The sequence below is a fragment of the Streptomyces sp. W1SF4 genome (genome assembly GCF_003950035.1).
Lineage (GTDB): Bacteria > Actinomycetota > Actinomycetes > Streptomycetales > Streptomycetaceae > Streptomyces > Streptomyces racemochromogenes.
The window spans coordinates 4991259-5011189 of the sequence record NZ_CP034350.1 but is presented as its reverse complement, the minus strand read 5'-3'; the positions used below and the strand labels follow the sequence as shown (position 1 = coordinate 5011189).

At 75.2% G+C, this 19931-nt stretch carries 14 protein-coding genes; 3 read left to right on the top strand and 11 right to left on the bottom strand.

Annotation, left to right across the window (positions count from 1 at the left end):
• Window positions 1-21: 21 nt before the first annotated feature.
• Both D1J60_RS23530 and D1J60_RS23525 read right to left on the bottom strand, forming a co-directional pair.
• Window positions 22-1725: a TerD family protein gene (locus tag D1J60_RS23530; protein WP_125822441.1), complete on the bottom strand. Its 1704-nt coding sequence runs from the start codon at window positions 1723-1725 to the stop codon at window positions 22-24.
• A gap of 157 nt (window positions 1726-1882) precedes the next feature.
• Window positions 1883-2425, bottom strand: a complete 543-nt coding sequence (locus tag D1J60_RS23525) for a M48 family metallopeptidase (protein WP_125605686.1) — start codon at window positions 2423-2425, stop codon at window positions 1883-1885.
• 233 nt (window positions 2426-2658) lie between these two features.
• On the opposite strand from D1J60_RS23525, the gene D1J60_RS23520 reads away from it, so the two are divergent.
• Together D1J60_RS23520 and D1J60_RS23515 are read left to right on the top strand one after the other, a co-directional pair.
• Window positions 2659-3801 carry a ThiF family adenylyltransferase gene (locus D1J60_RS23520; RefSeq protein ID WP_125822440.1) on the top strand — a complete coding sequence of 381 codons (1143 nt, stop codon included), beginning with the start codon at window positions 2659-2661 and terminating at the stop codon, window positions 3799-3801.
• A 136-nt stretch (window positions 3802-3937) separates the two neighbouring features.
• Complete coding sequence (locus tag D1J60_RS23515) at window positions 3938-5266, top strand: AarF/ABC1/UbiB kinase family protein (protein ID WP_125822439.1); 1329 nt, start codon at window positions 3938-3940, stop codon at window positions 5264-5266.
• A gap of 12 nt (window positions 5267-5278) precedes the next feature.
• Here D1J60_RS23515 and D1J60_RS23510 read toward each other — a convergent pair whose 3' ends face one another.
• The 5 genes from D1J60_RS23510 to D1J60_RS23490 all read right to left on the bottom strand — a co-directional run bounded on the left by D1J60_RS23510 (window position 5279) and on the right by D1J60_RS23490 (window position 9223).
• On the bottom strand, window positions 5279-5488 hold the full coding sequence (locus D1J60_RS23510; protein WP_125822438.1) for a hypothetical protein: 210 nt from the start codon (window positions 5486-5488) through the stop codon (window positions 5279-5281).
• A gap of 182 nt (window positions 5489-5670) precedes the next feature.
• Window positions 5671-6003, bottom strand: coding sequence for a hypothetical protein (locus tag D1J60_RS23505; RefSeq protein ID WP_125822437.1), 333 nt, complete (start codon window positions 6001-6003; stop codon window positions 5671-5673).
• Entirely contained in the window at window positions 6000-6371 is a 372-nt protein-coding gene (locus D1J60_RS23500) for a WhiB family transcriptional regulator (protein WP_007266407.1), read from the bottom strand. The genes D1J60_RS23505 and D1J60_RS23500 overlap by 4 nt, the downstream gene beginning before the upstream one ends.
• A gap of 185 nt (window positions 6372-6556) precedes the next feature.
• Window positions 6557-6868, bottom strand: a complete 312-nt coding sequence (locus D1J60_RS23495; RefSeq protein ID WP_125603615.1) for a hypothetical protein — start codon at window positions 6866-6868, stop codon at window positions 6557-6559.
• 177 nt (window positions 6869-7045) lie between these two features.
• Window positions 7046-9223 (bottom strand): ATP-dependent DNA helicase UvrD2, encoded by a 2178-nt coding sequence (locus tag D1J60_RS23490; protein ID WP_241253380.1) that lies wholly within the window; start codon window positions 9221-9223, stop codon window positions 7046-7048.
• A 265-nt stretch (window positions 9224-9488) separates the two neighbouring features.
• Between D1J60_RS23490 and D1J60_RS23485 the strand changes: the two genes are divergently transcribed.
• Window positions 9489-9749, top strand: a complete 261-nt coding sequence (locus D1J60_RS23485) for a mycoredoxin (RefSeq protein ID WP_007266404.1) — start codon at window positions 9489-9491, stop codon at window positions 9747-9749.
• A gap of 99 nt (window positions 9750-9848) precedes the next feature.
• Here D1J60_RS23485 and nudC read toward each other — a convergent pair whose 3' ends face one another.
• From nudC to D1J60_RS23465, 4 genes are read right to left on the bottom strand one after another with little or no spacing between them, the layout of a single operon-like run.
• Window positions 9849-10796 carry an NAD(+) diphosphatase gene (nudC, locus tag D1J60_RS23480; RefSeq protein ID WP_125603612.1) on the bottom strand — a complete coding sequence of 316 codons (948 nt, stop codon included), beginning with the start codon at window positions 10794-10796 and terminating at the stop codon, window positions 9849-9851.
• Between the two features lie 50 nt (window positions 10797-10846).
• A complete protein-coding gene (locus tag D1J60_RS23475) occupies window positions 10847-12277 on the bottom strand; it encodes a dipeptidase (protein ID WP_125822436.1) in 1431 nt (476 codons plus the stop codon).
• 10 nt (window positions 12278-12287) lie between these two features.
• Window positions 12288-15902 (bottom strand): UvrD-helicase domain-containing protein, encoded by a 3615-nt coding sequence (locus D1J60_RS23470; RefSeq protein ID WP_241253379.1) that lies wholly within the window; start codon window positions 15900-15902, stop codon window positions 12288-12290.
• A 43-nt stretch (window positions 15903-15945) separates the two neighbouring features.
• Window positions 15946-19929 carry a UvrD-helicase domain-containing protein gene (locus D1J60_RS23465; protein WP_241253595.1) on the bottom strand — a complete coding sequence of 1328 codons (3984 nt, stop codon included), beginning with the start codon at window positions 19927-19929 and terminating at the stop codon, window positions 15946-15948.
• Window positions 19930-19931: the final 2 nt, after the last annotated feature.

Sequence of the window (19931 nt, the reverse complement as noted above, 5' to 3'; positions counted from 1 at the left end):
TGGCGTTCATGTGGGGCTCCCTCAGACCTCGTACGGCTGGACGACGATGAAGTTGCCGGGCGCGCCGCGGAACTGGAGGTTCACGGTCTCCCCGCTGTGGCCCGGGTAGGCGTTGCGGCGCAGCCGGACCTGGCTGGAAATGATCACCTGTGAGGCGGCGGACCAGGCGACGATGGCGTTGCTGTCGGCGAAGGTCGTGGGGGTGACCGGCAGGACGACGGGCACGCCGTGCGTCTTGACGATGACCGTGCCGCTGCCCTGGAACAGCATGGTGAACAGGGCGCCGCCGGGGATGCCGTGGCCTTCGATGCGGCGGACCTCGTGCTGGAGGGACTCGTCGAAGGCGAGGACGCTCTCGGCGGAGACGCAGATGCCGTCGCCCTGGAGCTCGATGGCGTGCAGGTGGGCGCCGTTCTCGGCGAGGAAGACCTGCCCGCGGCCGGTGCAGCGCATCAGCTGCATCTCCTGGCCGGTGGCGTTGCCGACGATGCGGCCGGCGAAGCCCGCGCCCTTGTAGCTGAAGTCGACCTTGCCCTGGTAGAGGACCATGCTGCCCTGGCGGGCGAGGACGGCCTGGCCGCCCATCGACAGGTCGACCCGCATGAGCTGCTGGTTCTGCGGGGTCCAGCGGGCGCCGGTGGGGGCCTCCTTGTACGGCTGGAGGGCGAGGGCGAGGCCGGCGCCGGGCGCGGCGGCCTGCGGGGCCTGGCCGTAGGGGGCCGGGGGCTGCTGGCCGTACGGGGGCTGCTGGCCGTAGGGGGCCTGCGGGGCGGGCGGCTGGCCGGGGACCTGGCCGTACGAGGGCTGCGGCTGCTGGCCGTAGGGCGCGGGGGCGGGGGCCGGCGGCGGGACCTGGGCGCCGTAGGACTGCTGGGGCTGCCGGCCGTACGAGGGCGGGCCGGGCTGCTGCGGCGGGTGGGGCGGCTGGCCGTACGGGGCCGGGGGCGTGCCGATCGGGCCGACCATGGTCGGCGCGGAGTGCACGGGGGCGGGCGCCGGGGGCTGCGGGGCCGGGGGCTGCTGCGGCGGCGGGGCGTACGGGGCGGAGGCGGGCGGTTGCTGCTGCTGGACCGGGGCGCCGAAGGACGGGGCCGGGGCGGCGGCCTGCGGGGGCGGCGCGAACGCGGGGGCGGCGGCCTGCGGCTGGGCCGGGGCCGGCGGGTGGGCCGGGGCCTGGGGCTCGGGCTGCGGCTCGTCCTCGGCGACCTCTCCGCCGAAGTGCTCCAGCAGCGCGGCGAGGCCGCCGTCGAAGCCCTGGCCGACGGCGGCGAAGCGCCAGACGTCCTTGCGGTAGAAGTCGCCGATCATCAGGGCGCGTTCGGTGCTGAACTCGGAGCCGTTGAAGGAGTACCGGACGACTTCCTCGCCGCCGGCCACGATCCGGATGTAGCCGGGGCCGATCTGCGACATCTGGCCGGCGCCGTCGAGGGTGGCGCTGAAGGACAGCTTGTGGATGGAGGCGGGCACGTGGTCGAGGGTCACCCGGAAGGACTCGGTGTCCCCGGCCTGGGGGCCGAGCTGCTGGATGGACTCCTCGGGCGACTTCGGCTGGTTGTAGAAGACGAAGTAACGGTCGTCCGACAGGCGCTCGTCGGCGTCGAGGCCGAAGCAGCTGATGTCGAAGGTGAGCCCGGGCCCGGCGATCTGGACGCCCACGTACAGATCGGTGCCCGCCGTCAGGTCACTGATCCTGGCCTTGTGGCCGCGTTGGAATTCCCTGGCCATCTGTCCGACCGTCCCCCATCCCGACTTCGACTGCTCGATGTGTGCCGCTCAGGCTAACGGCTCCTGACGACATCCGGCCAAGCCGGTGCCGACCTGGTTCCGACCCGTTTCCGGCCCGGCCGCGGCCCGGCGCGCGTCCGCCTCGCGTGACGCGGGGTCACTCCCCGCGGGGGGCCGGGACCCGGGGCATGCGCTCCGCCGCGGCCACTCCCTCCAGGAACCCGCGGGCCCGCTCGGTCTTCGGGTAGGCCTCCAGCAGCTCCCAGAAACGGGGGCCGTGGCCGGGCACCAGGAGGTGCGCCAGCTCGTGGAGCAGCACGTAGTCGACGACGTACTCCGGCATCCCCTGGATGCGGTGGGACAGCCGGATGCTGCCCTCCGCGGGGGTGCAGGAGCCCCACCGGGTGTTCTGGTTGGTGACCCAGCGGACCGAGAGCGGACGCGCGCGGCCGCCGAAGTACTGCTCGGACAGACGCTCGGCGCGCGCGATCAGTTCCGCGTCGCCGAGGGTGCGCTTGCCCTCCTGGGCGGCGAGCTTGTCGAGCATGACGCCCACCCAGCGCCGCTCCTCGGCCTCGGACATCCGGGCGGGGATCAGGACGACGGTCCGCTCGCCCTCGCGGTAGGCGGACACGGTCCTGCGGCGGCGCGCGCTCCGGCGTACTTCGACGGCGCGCTGTGGCGGGTCGGCGGCTGGCACGCCTCGACGGTACCCGGTCGCCGTGGGGGAAATCCCGCGCGTCCGCGGTTCGGAACGTGATCGGTTCCCCGGAAGGTCACAAACACGGCCATTCCTCATCCGATATGACCAATACCCCTTGCCTGTGGACGAATCTCCGCGCCCGGTCCGGCGGCCGGGCATGGTGGCGGAGACGGGGAATGCGTCGGGACGGGTCGGGATGGCTCGGGACGGAACGGGACGGGGTGGCAGTGATGTATCCGAAGGTGAAGCCCGCGCTGGCGCGGGCGTGGCGGGACCTGCAGACGGTCCAGTTCGGGGTGACGCCCGCCCACGCGGTGGTGCTCGGGCCGCTGGACACGGCGACGGGGTCGCTGATCGACCGGATCGACGGCACGCGGGGCATGGAGCTGCTGCGGGCCGAGGGCGCCGGGATGGGGCTGCCCGAGGGGCAGGTGGACGGACTGGTCCGGCACCTCGCAGGGGCCGGGCTGCTCGACGACCTCACCGCAGGGGGGCCGCGGGCGCAGGCCGTGCGCGGGAGGCCGGAGGTGCTGGAGCGGCTGGGGCCCGATCTGGGCTCGCTCTCGCTGGTGCACCGGGAGCCGGGCGGTGACCTGCGGGGGGTGGCGGCGCGCAGGGCGTTACGGGTCCAGGTGCGCGGGAGCGGCCGGGTGGGGGCGGTGATCGCCGCCGTGCTGGCGGGGGCCGGGGTGGGGCGGGTCGACGTGCTCGACGGGGGCCGGGTGGAGGCCGCCGACGTGGCTCCGGGCGGGCTGGATCCGGGGAGCGTGGGCCGGCCGCGGGCCGAGGCGGCGGCGACACTGGTGCGGGCGGCGGCGCCGGGGCGGGCTCCGGGTGCGGGCGATCCCGGGGGCCCGGGGCCGGAGCCGGCACTGGTGGTCCTCGCGCCCAGGGACGGCCTCCAGGCGTGGGCACCCGATCCGGCTACGGCCGCGGACTGGGTGGCGACGGGCACCCCGCACCTGTACGCGGGGGTGCTGGAGGGGACGGGGCTGGTCGGGCCCCTGGTGCTGCCCGGGTCCACGGCCTGCGCGGGGTGCATGGAGCGCGACCGCGTCGACGGTGACCCGGCCTGGCCCCGGATGCTGGTCCAGTGGCGCTCGGCGCACCGCCGGCGCGGGGCGGGGGCCTGCGACCTGGGGCTGTCCACGGCGGTGGCCGGCCTGGCCGCGGCGCACGCCCTGGCCTTCCTCGACGGGCAGCTGCCCGCTTCGACGGCCGCCCGGTGGGAGGCCGCCCTGCCCGGGCTGCACTGGCAGCGCACCGCGCTGCGCCCGCACCCGGACTGCCCCTGCGCGGCCGCGGCCCCGGGACCGGCGGCCGGGCCCGGACCCGCGGCCGGACCGGGGGCGGACGCGGCGGTGCGGTCGTGAGCCGCCGGACTCCCGGCGGAGCCGGGGCGGGTGCCCCGGTCCGGGGGGCCGGGGGGCCATGGCAGGATGCGACGGGGGCCGAGCCGCGCCCCGAACCGCCGCTCGCGGCGCAGCAGTCCGGAAACTGGAGGGGCTCATGTCCGATCTTCCCCGGAAGGCGGTCACGCGCACCGTCAAGCTGGCCGCGCTCCCGCTCGGCATCGCGGGCCGGGCCACCTGGGGGCTGGGCAAGCGGATCGGCGGGAAGTCGGCCGAGATCGTGGCCCGCGAGCTCCAGCAGCGCACCGCCGAGCAGCTGTTCCGCACGCTCGGGGAGCTGAAGGGCGGCGCGATGAAGTTCGGGCAGGCCCTCTCGGTGTTCGAGTCGGCGCTTCCCGAGGAGGTCGCGGGGCCCTACCGGGCGGCGCTGACGAAGCTTCAGGAGGCGGCCCCGCCGCTGCCGGCGGCACGGGTGCACGAGGTGCTGGCGGAGCGGCTCGGCGAGGACTGGCGGGAGCTGTTCGAGGAGTTCGAGGACAAGCCGGCCGCGGCCGCCTCGATCGGGCAGGTGCACCGGGCGGTGTGGCACGACGGGCGGCAGGTGGCGGTCAAGGTCCAGTACCCGGGGGCCGGGGAGGCGCTGCTGTCCGACCTCAAGCAGCTGGGCCGGTTCGCGGGCCTGCTGGGGCCGCTGGTCCCGGGCATGGACCTCAAGCCGCTGATCACCGAACTGCGCGACCGGGTCGCGGAGGAGCTGGACTACGAGCTGGAGGCCGAGGCGCAGCGCACCCACGCCGACGCATTCGCCGCCGACGAGGACGTGGTCGTCCCGGACGTCGTGTACCAGGGTGACCAGGTGCTGGTGACGGAGTGGCTGGAGGGCACCCCGCTCTCCGAGGTGATCGCCGACGGGACGCGGGAGGAGCGCGACCGTGCCGGGCAGCTGCTGGCCGGGTTCCTCTTCTCGGGGCCCGCGCGCACGGGGCTGCTGCACGCCGATCCGCATCCGGGCAACTTCCGGCTGGTGTCGGGGGCGGACGGCCGGATGCGGCTGGGCGTCCTGGACTTCGGCACGGTGGACCGGCTGCCGGGGGGCTGGCCCAAGCCCATCGGCCGCTCCCTGCGGATGACCCTGGAGGGGGACGCCGAGGGGGTCTACGGGCACCTGTGCGCCGAGGGGTTCGTCAGGAAGAGCATCGAGCTCGACCCGGACGCGGTGCTGGACTACCTCAAGCCCATCATCGAGCCCGCCGAGGCCGAGGAGTTCACCTTCACCCGGCCGTGGCTGCGCGGGCAGGCGGCGCGGATCGCCGATCCCCGCTCGCCCGCCCACCAGTTGGGGCGGCAGATCAACCTGCCGCCGTCCTACCTGCTGATCCACCGGGTGACTCTGAGCACCATCGGGGTGCTGTGCCAGCTGGGCGCGACGGTGCGGCTGCGGGACGAACTGGAGTCCTGGCTGCCGGGGTTCCTGCCCGAGGACTGATCCGGGCGGGGGTCACCACCAGGAGGAGTCGAGCCTGCCCTCGATCGCCCGGAGGTTGGCGCGCGCGCAGTCGACGCAGAAGTACTGTCTGGTCCCGTTCTCCACCGAGCACGTCCAGGTGGGCGGCGGGCCGCCTTCCGGGGAACGGGCTCCGCAGCGCGCGCAGACGACGGTCGGGGCCTCGGGCCCCGGCGGGGTGGGGTGGGGGGTCGGCTGGTCCACCACCAGACGATATCCCCGTCGGCCCGCGCGGGGCCCCGCAACGCACCGGGGGGACCGGTCCGTTCGGACCGGTCCCCCCGGGGTCTGCCGTCGCCCGCTGTGTTCAGCGGGCTCCGGCGCCTTTCACGTGGCTTTCACGTCGCTTTCGAGCGGCTTGCGGCCCGGTCGGGCCGGTCGGCCGCTCAGTGCATGACGGCCATGGCCAGCGCGCGCCGGGCGCGCATGGAGACGCGCTCGGCCCTTCGCTGCATGCGCCGCGCGGCGACCAGGCGCAGGGCGTGACGCTCGGCGTCCGCCTCGCGCATGCGGTCGTCCATATGGGCACGGGCCAGGGCTTCTGGGATGAGTTGCATTTCGCGGGTCCTGTTCTGACGCGAGGTGGTCGCGCCTGCGGTGATGAAGTCTGCGGTGGCGGAGCCGTGCGGCTGCTCGCTCGTGGTGGCGTGGGGGGACATGGGGGCCTGCTTCAAGGGGTCGTGCGTGAGGGGGCGGTCGATGGTTCCGATGGCGGTCATGCCGCTGCAACCGGGTTCTTGCGCGGGCGGCCACGCGGCCGCTTGCGGGCCACGACCACGCCCTGGACGAAGAGCTCTCCGCCCCAGACGCCCCAGGGCTCGCGGCGCTCCTTGGCGCCGGCGAGGCAGGCCTCGACCAGCGGGCAGGTGCCGCAGAGGGACTTGGCGTACTCGACGTCCGCCGGGGACTCGGCGAAGAAGACCTCGGGGTCGAAGGTGCGGCACGGTACGGGGACGCCGAGGTTCTCGATGGCGTCGTCGAGCGCGGTGAGCGCGGTGAGGGGGGTCAAGGCGTGGTCCTCCGGGACTGCGGGCGGGGAGATCGTTTGGGTCTGCGGTACGGACGGGGCGTGCGCTTCGAGTTGCACGGTGTTTTCTTCCTCGTCTTGTTCGGCTAGTCGTTCCGGCCGGTCGGCCGGGTGGCGGCTGTGGTACCTGGCCTTGCCAGTCCCGAGGCCCCTTCGCTCCGTCGTCCCCGTTCGGGGACAAACAGAAGGGCCGCGGATCCCGGGTGGGGTTCCGCGGCCCTGAAGGCGCCGGCCTGATCATGCGATCAGGCTGGATCACTCCAGGGTTCGAGCCCGCGGAAGGCCCACATCAGGTGGTGCTGCTTGTTCTGCGTCTGCTGCGTCTTGGATCCGGCACCGGCCGCGGCCGCGAAGCCATAGGCGCCATGCGCCTTCTGGGCTCCCGCTACTGCCACCAGTGCCTGGGTCGGTCGCTCGTTGCGCTCGCTGACCGGAAGGGTCGCCAGCAGGGCGGGGCCGTCAGCGGCAATCGCGGACAGACCGGTGCCCCGGAGGGAGACGGAACCGAGCAGGCAGGAAGCGGCGACCGAGCGATCGGTCATTTTGGTGAAGGTCATGAAGCTGGTCACTGGTCTCGCCTCCTCTCGGCGTCTCGGGGACTCGGCCCGGGGGCCTGTCCCATGTATTCGGATAAGTACAGCACGGATCCGGAGCTTCGGAGAAGCCACCGTTTCCGTTGCTAAGAACCTATGGGGCTTCGCCGGGCATGTGCAAACTATTTTTCCGACGAGTTTCTACGCGTCGTCAGAATCCTCACCGTCAGTCTCCTGACCAGCACAGATGGCCAGGACGTCGGTCCCGTAGCGGTCGAGCTTGCGGCCCCCCACGCCGGAGATCATCGCGAGCTCTCCAGGCTCGGAGGGCGCCGCCTCCGCGATGGCCATGAGGGTTTTGTCCGTGAACACACAATATGCGGGCATTCCCTGGAGCTTCGACTGAGTGGCCCGCCACTCCCGCAGCCGCTCGTAGAGCCCCTCGTCCATGTCCGAGGGGCAGTCCCCGCAGCGCATCAGCTTGATGTCCCCGGCCTCGGTCAGGGTCCGGCCGCAGACCCGGCACAGCACCGGCCCGCGGCGGCCCCGCTTGCGCGGCGCGCCCTCGGCCGCGGCGCCCGCCCGGCCGGCGGGGGCCGCGGAGCCCGGCCGCAGCCCGTTCAGGAAGCGGCTGGGGCGACGGGAGGCCCGGCCGCCCGGGGCCCGGGAGAGCGCCCAGGAGAGGGTCAGGTGCAGCCGCGCCCGGGTGACGCCGACGTAGAGCAGCCGGCGTTCCTCCTCGACCTGCTCGTCGGTCTTGGCGTACGTGATCGGCACCATGCCGTCGGTGAGGCCGACCAGGAAGACGGCGTCCCACTCCAGGCCCTTCGCGGCGTGCAGCGAGGCGAGGGTGACGCCCTGGACGGTCGGCGCGTGCTGCGCGGCCCTGCGCTCGTCCAGTTCGACGGTGAGCTCGGCCAGCCCTGCGCCGGGGCGGGAGCGGGCGAAGTCCTCGGCGAGGCGGACCAGCGCGGCCAGCGATTCCCACTGGTCGCGCACGGCGCCGGAGCCGGCCGGCGGCTCGGCGGTCCAGCCGGTGGAGCTGAGCACGGCCCGGACCTGGGCGCCGAGCTCGACGACGTCGTCGAGCAGCGGGTCGTTGCCGGCGGAGCGGGCGGCTCCGCGCAGCGCGAGGACCGCCTTCTGCACCTCGGCGCGCTCGAAGAAGCGCTCAGCGCCGCGCAGCTGGTACGGGACGCCGGCGTCGGCGAGGGCCTGCTCGTAGACCTCGGACTGGGCGTTGATGCGGTAGAGCACGGCGATCTCGCCGGCCGGGACCCCGGCCGCGATCAGGTCGCGGACCCGGCGGGCCACGCCCTCGGCCTCGGCGGGCTCGTCGGGGTACTCGGCGTAGACCGGGTCGGGGCCGGGCTCGCGCTGGGAGACCAGCTCCAGCCGGTGTTCGGCGGCCCGGCCGCGGGCCTGGTTCAGCAGGCCGTTGGCGAGGTGGACCACCTGGGGGGTGGAGCGGTAGTCGCGGACCAGCTTGACCACGGTGGCCTGCGGGTAGCGGGTGCGGAAGTTCAGCAGGTGGTCGGGGGTGGCGCCGGTGAAGGAGTAGATCGTCTGGCTGGCGTCCCCGACGACGCAGAGGCTGTCGCGGTCGCCGAGCCACAGCTCCAGCAGGCGCTGCTGGAGCGGGCTGACGTCCTGGTACTCGTCCACCACGAAGTGCTGGTACTGGGTGCGGATCTGCTCGGCGATGTCGTGGCGGTCCTGGAGGATGCCGACGGTCAGGAGCAGCACGTCCTCGAAGTCGATCATGCCGCGGTCGCGCTTGAGCTGCTCGTACGTGCCGTAGATCTGGGCGATCTCGGCCATGTCGCGGGGGGCCTCGCGGCCGGCCTTGAGGGCGGCCGCCGGGTAGTCGGCGGGGACGGTCTGGGTGACCTTGGCCCACTCGATCTCGCCGGTGACGTCGCGCAGCTCGTTGCGGTCGAGGCGGACGCGGCAGCGCGCGCCGGCCTCGGCCACGAACTGGATCTTGCGCTCCAGGAGCCGGGGCACCTCCCCGCCGATCGCCCGGGGCCAGAAGTACTGGAGCTGGCGCAGGGCCGCGGAGTGGAAGGTGCGGGCCTGGACACCGCCCGCGCCGAGGGAGCGCAGCCGGCCGCGCATCTCACCGGCGGCCCGGTTGGTGAAGGTGACGGCGAGCACGCTGGCCGGCATCAGCTGGCCCGAGCGGACGCCGTAGGCGATGCGGTGGGTGATCGCGCGGGTCTTGCCGGTACCGGCACCCGCCAGCACGCACACCGGGCCGCGCAGGGTCGTGGCGACCTCGCGCTGCTCCGGGTCCAGGCCCTGGAGCACGGCGTCGGCGTCGACGTCGGGCGCGCCGCCGCCGGCCGGTACGGATGAGGAGTGCGTTGCTGCTGTCACCCCGCCATGCTGCCAGGTCCGGTGGGCCGGACGGGAAACCCGTCCACAGGCTCGCGGGATCCGTCGTACCGGCCGGACCGGTGGATCAGCAGGTGCCGCAAGGCCCGGCCGCGGCCGGGCCGGGAACGGGCCGGGAACGGGCCGGCCGGCAGTCGGATCGGTCACACCGGGCGGCGCGGCGGGAATGGCACGGCGGGGCGGGACGTTCGACTCCTCGGATCACCACCGGCCCCGCGATCCACCGACATCCCACAGAGGAGCGAGCATGCAGGACACCGGCACCGTCACGATGTACAGCACCACCTGGTGCGGCTACTGCCGTCGGCTGAAGACCCAGCTGGACCGCGAAGGCATCGCGTACAACGAGATCAACATCGAGCTCGACCCGGAGTCCGCGGCGTTCGTGGAGAAGGCCAACAACGGCAACCAGACGGTCCCCACCGTGCTCGTGAAGTCCGCCGCCGGCAGCGAGTCCGTGATGACGAACCCGAGCCTGGCCCAGGTCAAGCAGGCCCTCGCCGTCTGACCGTCCGCGACGCGCGCTTCCGGAACGGCCCCCGCCACGGCGGGGGCCGTTCCGCGTCCGGGGCGGTGCCCGCCGTGGACGCGGCCGGGCGCCGGCGGCTCAGACCGCCGAGGGCCCCTTGGGCAGAGGCTGCCCGTACCAGAGCTCGACCAGGCGGGCCGCGATGGAGATGCCCGACGGGGGCAGCACCTCGCCGGCCTCGATCGCCGCGCGGTAGTCCTCGCGGGAGAACCAGCGGGCCTCCTGGATCTCCTCGCCGTCGACCGTGATCTCCGAGCTGACCGCGCGGGCGTTGAAGCCCAGCATCAGGCTGTACGGGAACGGCCAGGGCTGGCTGGCGACGTACTCGACCTCGCCGATGCGCACCCCCGCCTCCTCCCACACCTCGCGGACCACGGACTGCTCTATCGACTCGCCCGGCTCCACGAAGCCCGCCAGCGTCGAGAAGCGGCCCTCCGGCCAGTGCACCTGGCGGCCCAGCAGCGCCCGGTCCCGCTCGTCGGTGACCAGCATGATCACCGCCGGGTCGGTGCGCGGGTAGTGCTCGGCCCCGCAGCCCGGGCAGCGGCGGATGTGGCCGGCCGCCGCCACGACGGTGCGCTCGCCGCAGCGGGAGCAGAAGCGGTGCATGCGCTGCCAGTTCTCCAGCGCCACCGCGTGCACCATCAGGCCCGCGTCGCGCGGGTTCAGCAGCAGCCCGGCCTCGCGGAGCCCGGCCGGGCGGGCCGACTGGTCCATGCGGCCCGGCAGGGAGTCCTTCTGCAGCGCGAAGTACCGTATGCCGTCCTCGTCCGTGCCCAGGAAGTACCGGTGCGTCTCGGTGACCGGGGCCTCGAAGGCGGGGGTCATCACGATGCCCGTGCCGCCGTCGGGGGTGTCGTCGATCAGCACCTGGCCGCCGGAGACGACGAAGACGCGGGTCGTCGGGTGGCTCCAGGCGGCGGCGAGCCACGCCTCGTCGAGGCGGTGGTGCGCGGCGCGGTCGATGCCGCTGGGCGCGGTGAGCGAGAGAGGACGCTCGGTGTGGGTGCTCACTGGTACTTCCAACTCCCCCGGTGGTGGGACAAGGCAGGCGTACGGGACGTGCTTCGGGCTCTTCAGGCCGTGGCGGCGGTGGCCGCCGCGGGCCGCGGCGGCGACCAGTTCGCGGCGAGGTCGCCCCACAGGTAGGCGGTGGTCTCCACGCCCTTGAGGAGCAGGTCGAGCTCGACCTTCTCGTTCGGCGAGTGCCAGCCGTCGGACGGGACGGAGATCCCGAGGAACAGGACGGGCGCGTCCAGCACGTCCTGGAGGTCGGCCGCCGGGCCCGAGCCGCCCTCGCGGGTGAAGCGGACCTGCCGGCCGAAGGCGCGGCCCATGGCGCGGACGACGGACCGCAGCGCCGGGTGGTCCAGCGGGGTCAGGCAGGGGCGGGTGGGCGCGCCGAAGGTGACGGAGTACCGGATCCCGGCGGGGACGCGGGCCGCGAGCCAGTCCCGGAAGGCCGCCTCGACCTCGTACGGGTCCTGCCCCGAGACCAGGCGGAACGACAGCTTCAGGTGGGCGGAGGCGGGCACGATGGTCTTGCCGCCGGGGCCCTGGTAGCCGCCGCCGATGCCGTTGACCTCGGCGGTCGGGCGGGCCCAGACGCGCTCGAGGGTGGAGTACCCGGCCTCGCCGGCGGCCGCGTACGACTTGGCCGTGCGCAGCCACTCGGCCTCGTCGAAGGGCAGTTCGGAGATCAGCCGGCGCTCGGCGTCGGTGAGCTCGGCGATGCCGTCGTAGAAGCCGGGGAGCGTGACCCGGCCGTCCTCGTCGTGCAGCGCCGCTACGACGCGGGCGGCGACGGTGGCCGGGTTGGGCACGGCACCGCCGAAGGCGCCCGAGTGGATGTCCTGGTCGGGGCCGTGGAAGTCGATCTCGCAGTCGGCGACGCCGCGCATGCCGGTGCAGACGGTGGGGGTGGTCTCGGACCACATGCCGGTGTCGGAGACGATCACGACGTCGGCCGCGAGTGCGGCGGCGCGGGCCTCGACGAGGTCGCGGAAGTGCGGGGAGCCGGACTCCTCCTCGCCCTCGATGAGGAGCTTGAGGTGCACGGCGGGGGCCTCGGCCCCGGTCGCGGCGAGGTGGGCGCGCAGGCCGAGGGTGTGGAAGAAGACCTGGCCCTTGTCGTCGGCGGCGCCGCGCCCGTACATCCGGCCGTCCTTGACGACCGGCTCGAACGGCTCGGTGTGCCAGCCGTCGGCGAGGGCGGCGGGCTGGACGTCGTGGTGCCCGTAGACGAGGACGGTGGGGGCGGCCGGGTCGGCGGCCGGCCAGTGCGCGAACACGGCGGGGGCGCCCGGGGTGTCCCACACCTCGGTGACCGGGAAGCCGGTCTCCTTGAGCTTCGCGGCGAGCCAGTCGGCGCTGCGGCGTACGTCGTCCGCGTGCTCGGGCTGCGCCGAGACGGAGGGGATGCGCAGCCACTCGGCGAGGTCGTCGAGGAAGGCGGCGCGGTGGGTGTCGATGTACGTGCGGACGACGCTGTCCGGGGTTTCGCTCATGGCCACGAGCCTAGCCGTCCGCCCGGGGGGCGCCGTCCGGGCCCGATTCGCCTTGGAGGATCCGCTCAAGACGCTCGCGTCCCGGCAGGTCACGGGGGCGGATCACGCGGCCGCTGCGGACGTGCAGGAAGGCCGCCGAGACCCGGTCGAGGGGGGTGCCGGTGGCTTCCGCCCAGGCGAGGCGGTAGACGGCGAGCTGGAGGGGGTCGGCCTGGGTGGTGCGGCCGGTCTTCCAGTCGACCACCTCGTACGAGCCGTCCGCGTCGCGGTACACGGCGTCGATCCGGCCGCGGATCACCCGGCCGGCGAGGGTCAGCTGGACCGGGGCCTCCATCCGGTACGGGGTGCGCTCGGCGTACTCGCTGCGCTCGAAGGCGGCCTTGAGGGCGGCGAGGTCGGCCTCGTCGGCGACCTCCTGGTCGGAGCCGGGGAGGTCGGCGGCGGGATCGAGGAGGTCGTCCAGGAGCGGCAGGGGCAGCTCGTCGAAGCGGGACTCCACCCAGGCGTGGAAACGGGTGCCCTGGCGGGCCGCGGGCTGCGGGGGCTTGGGCATGGGGCGGGCGAGATCGCGTACGAAGGCCTGCTCGTCGGCGGCCAGTCGCAGGAGCTGGCTCGCGGACAGGGCGGAGGGCAACTCGACGTCCCGCACGGCTGCGCGGGCACGGCGGAGCTCGCCCTCGAGGGCGTCGAGGTCCCGGTCCCAGGAGGCCACCGCGCGGGCCTCCTCGGGGGTGAGGTCACCCGTACCGCCCCGCGGCGGGCCCTGCGGGCGGGGGGCGCCGGGCCGCTGCGGGCGTCGCGGCCCGGTGGCGTGCGGGTACGGCCGCGCCGGGCCCCCGGCCTCGCCGGCCCAGAGGTCCTCGTCCCGGTCGCCGGTGCCGCTCCGCGGTGCGGCCTCGCCGGCCCAGGGGTCGTCGGCGGGGGCGTCGCCGCGGGCCGGGCCGGGTCCCGAGGCCACGGCCTCGCCGGCCCACAGGTCGTCCTCGTCCGGGGACAGCGCGGGCACGGTGGACCCCGCCCACAGGTCGTCCGCCGGGGGGACCGGTTCGTCTTCGTACGACGGGTCCTCGCAGTCGGGGGGCCAGAGGTAGGGGGGCTCATCGGCCGGGGGCCGGGTGAGGTGGGCTTCGACCAGGGCGGCCGCCTCGCGGCGGAGGGCCAGGGAGGCCGGGTCCAGGGGCAGGGGCCAGGAGTGGTCCTGGGCGGCGTCGCCGGCCAGGGCCGGGTTCTCGGCGTCCGGGGCAGGCTCCTCCGCCCAGGCCTCGATCTCGCCGTAGCCGGCCTCGCAGTGGGCGTACAGGGCCTGCAGGAACGCCGAGGGGCCCCGGCGGCGCTTCTGGGTCGGCCCCCACCAGTGGCCCGAGGCGAGGAGGAGGGAGCGGGGGCGGGTGAAGGTGACGTAGCCGAGGCGGAGCTCTTCCGTCTCCTTGTGGGACTTGAGGGCGGCCTTGAAGGACTTCAGGCCCGCCGAGGTCCACGCCGGGGCGGCCGGGAGGGTGCCGGCGTCGCCGCGCAGGGCGTACGGCAGGACCTTCGGGTGCGCGGTCCAGGCCTCGGGGGCCTTCTCCTTCGGGAAGGAGCCCGCGCACAGGTCGGGGACGACCACCACGTCCCACTCCAGGCCCTTGGACTTGTGGGCCGTGAGGACCTTCACCGTGTTCTCCCCGCCCGGCAGGGCGTGGTCGAGGCCCTTCTCGTACTGGGCGGCGGTGCGCAGGAAGCCGAGGAAGGCCGGCAGGGTGGCCTCGCCGTCCAGGGCGGCGAAGCCGGCCGCGACGTCCAGGAAGTTGGAGAGGGTCTCGCGGCGGCGGGCCGCGAGGGCGTGGGGGGAGGCGGAGAGCTCCACGTCCAGGCCCGTCGTGGCCAGGACGCGGTGCAGGACGTCCATCAGCGGGTCGGAGAGCGAGCGGCGCAGGTCGCGCAGCTCCTGGGCGAGGTGCGCGAAGCGGACCCGGGCTGCCGCCGAGAAGGGCAGGTCCCCGGGGGCCGAGCCGTCCAGGAAGGTGTCCAGCGCGTCGGCCAGGGAGACGACCTCGGCGGGGTCGACGCCCTCGACCGCCGCCGCGAGCCGGCCGTCGGGGCCGTCGGCGGCGTCGGGGCGGGTGACGAGCTGCCGGGCGAGGCGCCCGAGGAGGGCCAGGTCGCGGGCGCCGATCCGCCAGCGGGGGCCGACGAGGAGGCGTACCAGGGCGGCGTTGGCCCCGGGGTCCTGGAGCACCTCGCAGACGGAGACCAGGTCGGCCACCTCGGGGAGGTGGAGCAGCCCGGACAGGCCGACGACCTCGACCGGGACGTCACGGGCGACCAGGACCGCCTGGATCCGCGCGAAGTCGGCGGCGGAGCGGCACAGCACCGCGATCTCGCCGGGCTCCCGGCCCGTGCGCACCAGGTGGGCGACGGAGTCGCCGAGCCACTCCAGTTCCTCGGCGTGGGTGTTCAGCAGGGCGCAGCGGACCGTGCCGTCGCGTTCGGCGCCCGGGGCGGGGCGCAGCGCCTCGACGCCCTCGTGCATGGCGCGCAGCGGGGCGGCGAGGCCGTTGGCGAGGTCGAGGAGGCGGCCCCCGCTGCGCCGGTTCTCGCTGAGGGAGAGGCGGATCGCGGGGCGGCCGTCGGCGTGCGGGAAGTGCTCGGGGAAGTCGTCGAGGTTGGCGACGGACGCGCCGCGCCAGCCGTAGATGGCCTGGCAGGGGTCGCCGACGGCGGTCACCGCGTGCCCGGTGCCCGCGCCGAAGAGGCCGGACAGCAGAAGCCGCTGGGCGACGGAGGTGTCCTGGTACTCGTCGAGGAGGACCACCCGGAACTCCTCGCGGAGCAGGGCGCCGACCTCGGGGCGGGTGGTGGCGAGCCGGGCGGAGAGGGCGATCTGGTCGCCGAAGTCGAAGAGGTCGCGGGAGCGCTTGGCGGCGCGGTAGCGGGAGACCAGTTCCAGCAGCTCCAGGCGGCCGCGTACCGCCTCGGGGACCTTGCGCAGGTCGTCGTTGGTGAGTTTGGTGTCCGCGAGGACGTCGAGGAGCCCGGTGTCGTACGCGCGCAGCGCGTCGGGGTCGACGAGGTGCTCGGAGAGTTCCCCGTCGAGCGCGAGGAGGTCGCTGACCAGGTCGGGGACGGACTTGGTGAGGGAGGGGTAGGGGCCGGGGGCCTCGCGGAGCACCTTCGCGGCGAGCTGGAAGCGGGTGGCGTCGGCGAGGAGGCGGGCGCTGGGCTCCAGGCCGATGCGCAGGCCGTGGTCCTTGAGGAGCTGCCCGGCGAAGGCGTGGTAGGTGGAGATGCGGGGCTCGCCGCCGGCCGTCCCCGCCTCGACGTCGGCCGGGGACGGGTCGGGGTCGGTGACGCCCGCCCGGGCCAGGGCCTTGCGGACGCGCTCGGCGAGCTCGCCGGCGGCCTTGTTGGTGAAGGTCAGGCCGAGGACCTGTTCGGGGGCGACGGTGCCGGTGCCGACGAGCCAGACGACGCGGGCGGCCATCACGGTGGTCTTGCCGGAGCCGGCGCCCGCGACGATGACCTGGGGGGCGGCGGGGGCGGTGACGCAGGCCAGCTGTTCGGGCGTGAACGGGATCCCGAGGAGCTCCTTGAGCTGCTCGGGATCGTCGAGGGCGGGGGCCCGCCCGGACACGTACGCGGTCACCTCAGAAGGCTAGCCGGAGCCGCCGACACTCCCGGCCGGCGTCTCATTCCACGGTCTGGCGGCCCTCGGGGCGGGCGCTGCACGCGCTGCGGAAGCTGCAGCGGGCGCAGTGTTCGCCGGTGGCGGGGGCGAAGCGTTCGTCGAGGACCCGGCCCGCGGCGGTGGCGAGCAGGTCACCGACCCATTCGCCGTCGCCGGAGCCGGTGCCGTCGCCGGGGCCGGCGGCGGACCCGGACAGGGGTTCCTGCGCCTGGATCTTCGGGACCTCGTCGCCGCCGTCGCGCTTGGCGGCGCCCTGGCGCAGCTGCACGAGTTCGGCGCCGCCGGGTTCGGGGCGGCGGCCGTCGAAGACCTCGTCGACGGCGCCCTCGCGGACGGCGAGCTGGTAGACGGCGAGCTGCGGGTGGCGGGCGACCTGGTCCTTGGTCGGGGCGCCCTTGCCGGTCTTGAAGTCGACGACGTACGCGCGGCCCTGCGGGTCGGCCTCGACGCGGTCCATGGAGCCGCGGATCCGTACGGCGTACTCGCCGGCGTCGAGGGTGACGTCGAAGTCGTGCTCGGTGGCGACGGCGGAGCGGCCGCCGCGGTCGGTGGTGTGCCAGCGCAGGAAGCGTTCCAGGGCGGCGCGGGCGTTGTCCTTCTCCTGGCGGGACTTCCAGGGGGCGTCGAAGGCGAGGGCGTCCCAGACGGAGTCGAGGCGCTCCATGAGGACGGCCAGGTCGGCGGGGGTGCGGCCGGATGCGACCTCGTCGGCGAGGACGTGGACGACGTTGCCGAAGCCCTGGGCGGCGGTGGAGGGGGCGTCGGCCTTGACCTCGCGGCCGAGGAACCACTGGAGGGAGCAGGTGTTGGCGAGCTGGTCCAGGGCGCTGCCGGAGAGGGTGACGGGCCGGTCGGGGTCGCGCAGCGGCGCGGCGGAGGCGGTGGGCTCGTACAGGCCCCACCAGCGCTGCGGGTGCGCGGCGGGGACCAGGGGGCGGTCCTCGTCGTCGGTGAGCGCGGCGAGGCGGGCCAGGCGGCGGGCGGCGGCGTCGCGCAGCGCGGGCGAGGCGTCGGGGTCGACGGTGGTGGCGCGGAGCTCGGCGACGAGCGCGGGCACGGCGAGGGGGCGGCGGGGGCGGCCGGTGACGTCCTTGGGGGTGACGCCGAGTTCGGTGAGGAAGCGGGAGGGCTGGTCGCCGTCCTCGGCGGGGGCCTTGACGGCGGTGACGACGAGGCGGTCGCGGGCGCGGGTGGCGGCGACGTAGAACAGCCGGCGCTCCTCGGCGAGGAGCGCGCCGGGGGTGAGGGGTTCGGCGAGGCCGTCGCGGCCGATGCGGTCGGCTTCGAGGAGGGAGCCGCGGCGGCGCAGGTCGGGCCAGAGCCCTTCCTGGACCCCGGCGACGACGACGAGGCCCCACTCCAGGCCCTTGGAGCGGTGGGCGGTCATCAGGCGTACGGCGTCGGTGCGGACCGCCCTGCCGGTGAGGGTGTCGGCGGCGATGTCCTCGGCCTCCAGCTGTTCGAGGAAGTTGAGCGCGCCGCGGCCGCCGGTACGTTCTTCCGCGCGGGCGGCGTTGTCGAAGAGGGCGCAGACCGCGTCGAGGTCCCGGTCGGCGTTGCGGCCGCCGGTGCCGCCGCGGCGGGCCTGGCGTTCGAGGCGCTGCGGCCAGGGGGTGCCGTCCCAGAGGGTCCAGAGGGCCTCCTCGGCGGTGCCGCCGCCCTGGAGCAGCTCGCGGGTCTTGCGCAGCAGCAGGCCGAGGCGCTGCGCGCCGCGGGCGTAGGCGGGGTCGTGGGCGGTGAGCCGCTCGGGCTCGGCGAGGGCGCGGGCCAGCAGCACGTCGGAGGGCGCGGGCACGGCGACGCCGGCGGCCCGCTCCTCGTCCCGCAGCGCCCGCCCGAGCCGCCGCAGATCGGCGGCGTCCATCCCGCCGAGAGGCGAGGCCAGCAGCGCCAGGGCCCCTTCGACCCCGACCCACCCTTCGCCTCCGGCGGTCACGGTGCTCCCGTCGGGGCCGCCCCCGTCCGCGCCGGATCCCGCCCCGGCGGCTACGGAGCCGGACCCGTCCGCGCCGGGCACGACGGCGGTGCCGCCGGCACCCGGCGCCCCGCCCTCGCCGGGCAGCGGCTCCGCACCCGCCTCGGCGCCGAAGCCCGGGGGAAGGTCCCGCCCACTCGCCCCGAAGTCACGAGCGGGCAAGCCCCTCTCGGCCCCTGCGGCGCCCGGTCCCGTACCGTCGGCGTCGGCGTCGGCGTCGGCGTCGGCGTCGGCGTCGGCGTCGGCGTCATCCTGCGGGACGGCCTCGTCCGGCAGGGCGGTTGCCCCAGCCGACGGATCGGGCACGCCGGGGCGGGCGGGCTCGTCCGGGACCGCGTCCGGCAGGGCGGCACCGGGCCCATCGGAGCCTGCCGCCTCGGCGGCCTCCGGCAGCACGGCCCCCAGGGCGGTGGCACCCGTCTCCGTGTCCGGCCGGGCCCCGACCGCCGCCTCGTCCGCGCCCGGCAGGGCGTCGGCCTGGGGCGCCGCGTCGTCCGCGCCCGGCAGGGCAACGGCTTCGGCGGCCGCCGGGCCGGTCCCACCCGGGTGGGCGGGGCCCTCCGGGGTTCCGCCCGGCAGGGCAGCGATCTCCGCCGCGTCGTCCGTGCCCGGCAGGGCTTCGGCGTCGGCCGGCGGGGGCGTTCCCTCCCCCTCCTCGCCCGGCAGGGCAACGGCGGCGGTGGCCGTGAGGCGGAGGGCTGTCAGGAGGGGGGCGACGGCGGGTTCGTGGCGGAGGGGGGTGGAGGCGGCGTCCGTTTCCGCCGGGACTCCCGCCGCGATCAGGGCGCGCCGCATCGCCGGGAGGGTGCGGCCGCCCGCGCGGACCAGGACGGCCATGTCCCGCCAGGGGACGCCGTCCTCCAGGTGGGCGCGGCGCAGCACGTCGGCGATGTTGTCCAGCTCGGCGCCGGCCGTCGGGTACGTGTACACCTCCACGCTGCCGCCCTCCCGGGCCGCGGCGAGGTCCCGGTGGGCGCGGACGGCGGCCGCGGGCAGCCGCGGCAGGGGCATGCGGGTGGTGAGGAGGCGGGTGGCGGCCAGCAGGTTCGCTCCCGAGCGGCGGCCCGTCGTCAGGGCGCGGACCGACGCGCCGGGGAAGGCCGACTCGAAGTCGAGGACGTTGTTGATGTCGGCGCCGCGGAAGGCGTAGATGGACTGGTCGGGGTCGCCGAAGGCCACCAGCGTCCCGGCCGGGCCGTTCAGGGCGCGCAGCAGCCGCAGCTGGGAGGCGTCGGTGTCCTGGTACTCGTCCACCAGGATCACGTCGTACGAGGCGGGCAGGGCCGGGGTGGTCTCCGCCAGGAGTACGGCGCGGTGCAGGAGCTCCGCGTAGTCGAGGGAGCCCTGGAGGTCGAGGACGTCGAGGTACTCGGAGAGGAAGGCCGCGGCCGCCTTCCAGTCGGGGCGGCCGATGCGGTCGGCGAAGCCGGCGAGGGCTTCGGGGCCCAGGCCCAGTTCGCGGGCGCGGGCCAGGACGGCGCGGACCTCGTCGGCGAACCCGCGCGTGGTCAGCGCGGCCCGCAGGTCGTCCGGCCAGCGGATGGACCGCAGCCGCCGCTGGCCCTCCAGCAGGGTGCGGACCATCACGTCCTGCTCCGGGCCGGACAGCAGCCGCAGCGGGTCCGCGAACAGTTCGTGGTCCTGGTGGGCGCGGACCAGGCCGTAGCAGAAGGAGTGGAAGGTGGTGGCCTGCGGGGCGCGGGCGCCGCCGAGCCGCAGGGCGGCGCGGTCGCGCAGCTCGACGGCCGCCTTCCGGCTGAAGGTGAGGATCAGGATCCGGGCGGGGTCGGTGCCTGCCTCGACCCGGGCGGCGGCGGCCTCCACGAGGGTGGTCGTCTTGCCGGTGCCGGGCCCGGCCAGGACCAGCAGGGGTCCGCGGGTGTGATCAACCACCGCCCGCTGGGCTGCGTCCAGAACAGGGGGAGCCACCTGGACCGGCCCGGTGCGCACCAGGCGGTACGCGTCAGGCGTGCGCGTACGCCGCTCCGAGCGGCCGGGGGGAGAGGTGATCA

What these genes read in the sequence shown, in the direction of transcription:
- D1J60_RS23520 (WP_125822440.1), top strand. Translation starts at nt 2,659, where the DNA reads ATGTATCCGAAGGTGAAGCCCGCGCTGGCGCGGGCGTGGCGGGACCTG.
- D1J60_RS23485 (WP_007266404.1), top strand. Translation starts at nt 9,489, where the DNA reads ATGCAGGACACCGGCACCGTCACGATGTACAGCACCACCTGGTGCGGC.
- D1J60_RS23515 (WP_125822439.1), top strand. Translation starts at nt 3,938, where the DNA reads ATGTCCGATCTTCCCCGGAAGGCGGTCACGCGCACCGTCAAGCTGGCC.
- D1J60_RS23505 (WP_125822437.1), bottom strand. Translation starts at nt 6,003, where the DNA reads ATGACCGCCATCGGAACCATCGACCGCCCCCTCACGCACGACCCCTTG.
- D1J60_RS23475 (WP_125822436.1), bottom strand. Translation starts at nt 12,277, where the DNA reads ATGAGCGAAACCCCGGACAGCGTCGTCCGCACGTACATCGACACCCAC.
- D1J60_RS23530 (WP_125822441.1), bottom strand. Translation starts at nt 1,725, where the DNA reads ATGGCCAGGGAATTCCAACGCGGCCACAAGGCCAGGATCAGTGACCTG.
- D1J60_RS23495 (WP_125603615.1), bottom strand. Translation starts at nt 6,868, where the DNA reads ATGACCTTCACCAAAATGACCGATCGCTCGGTCGCCGCTTCCTGCCTG.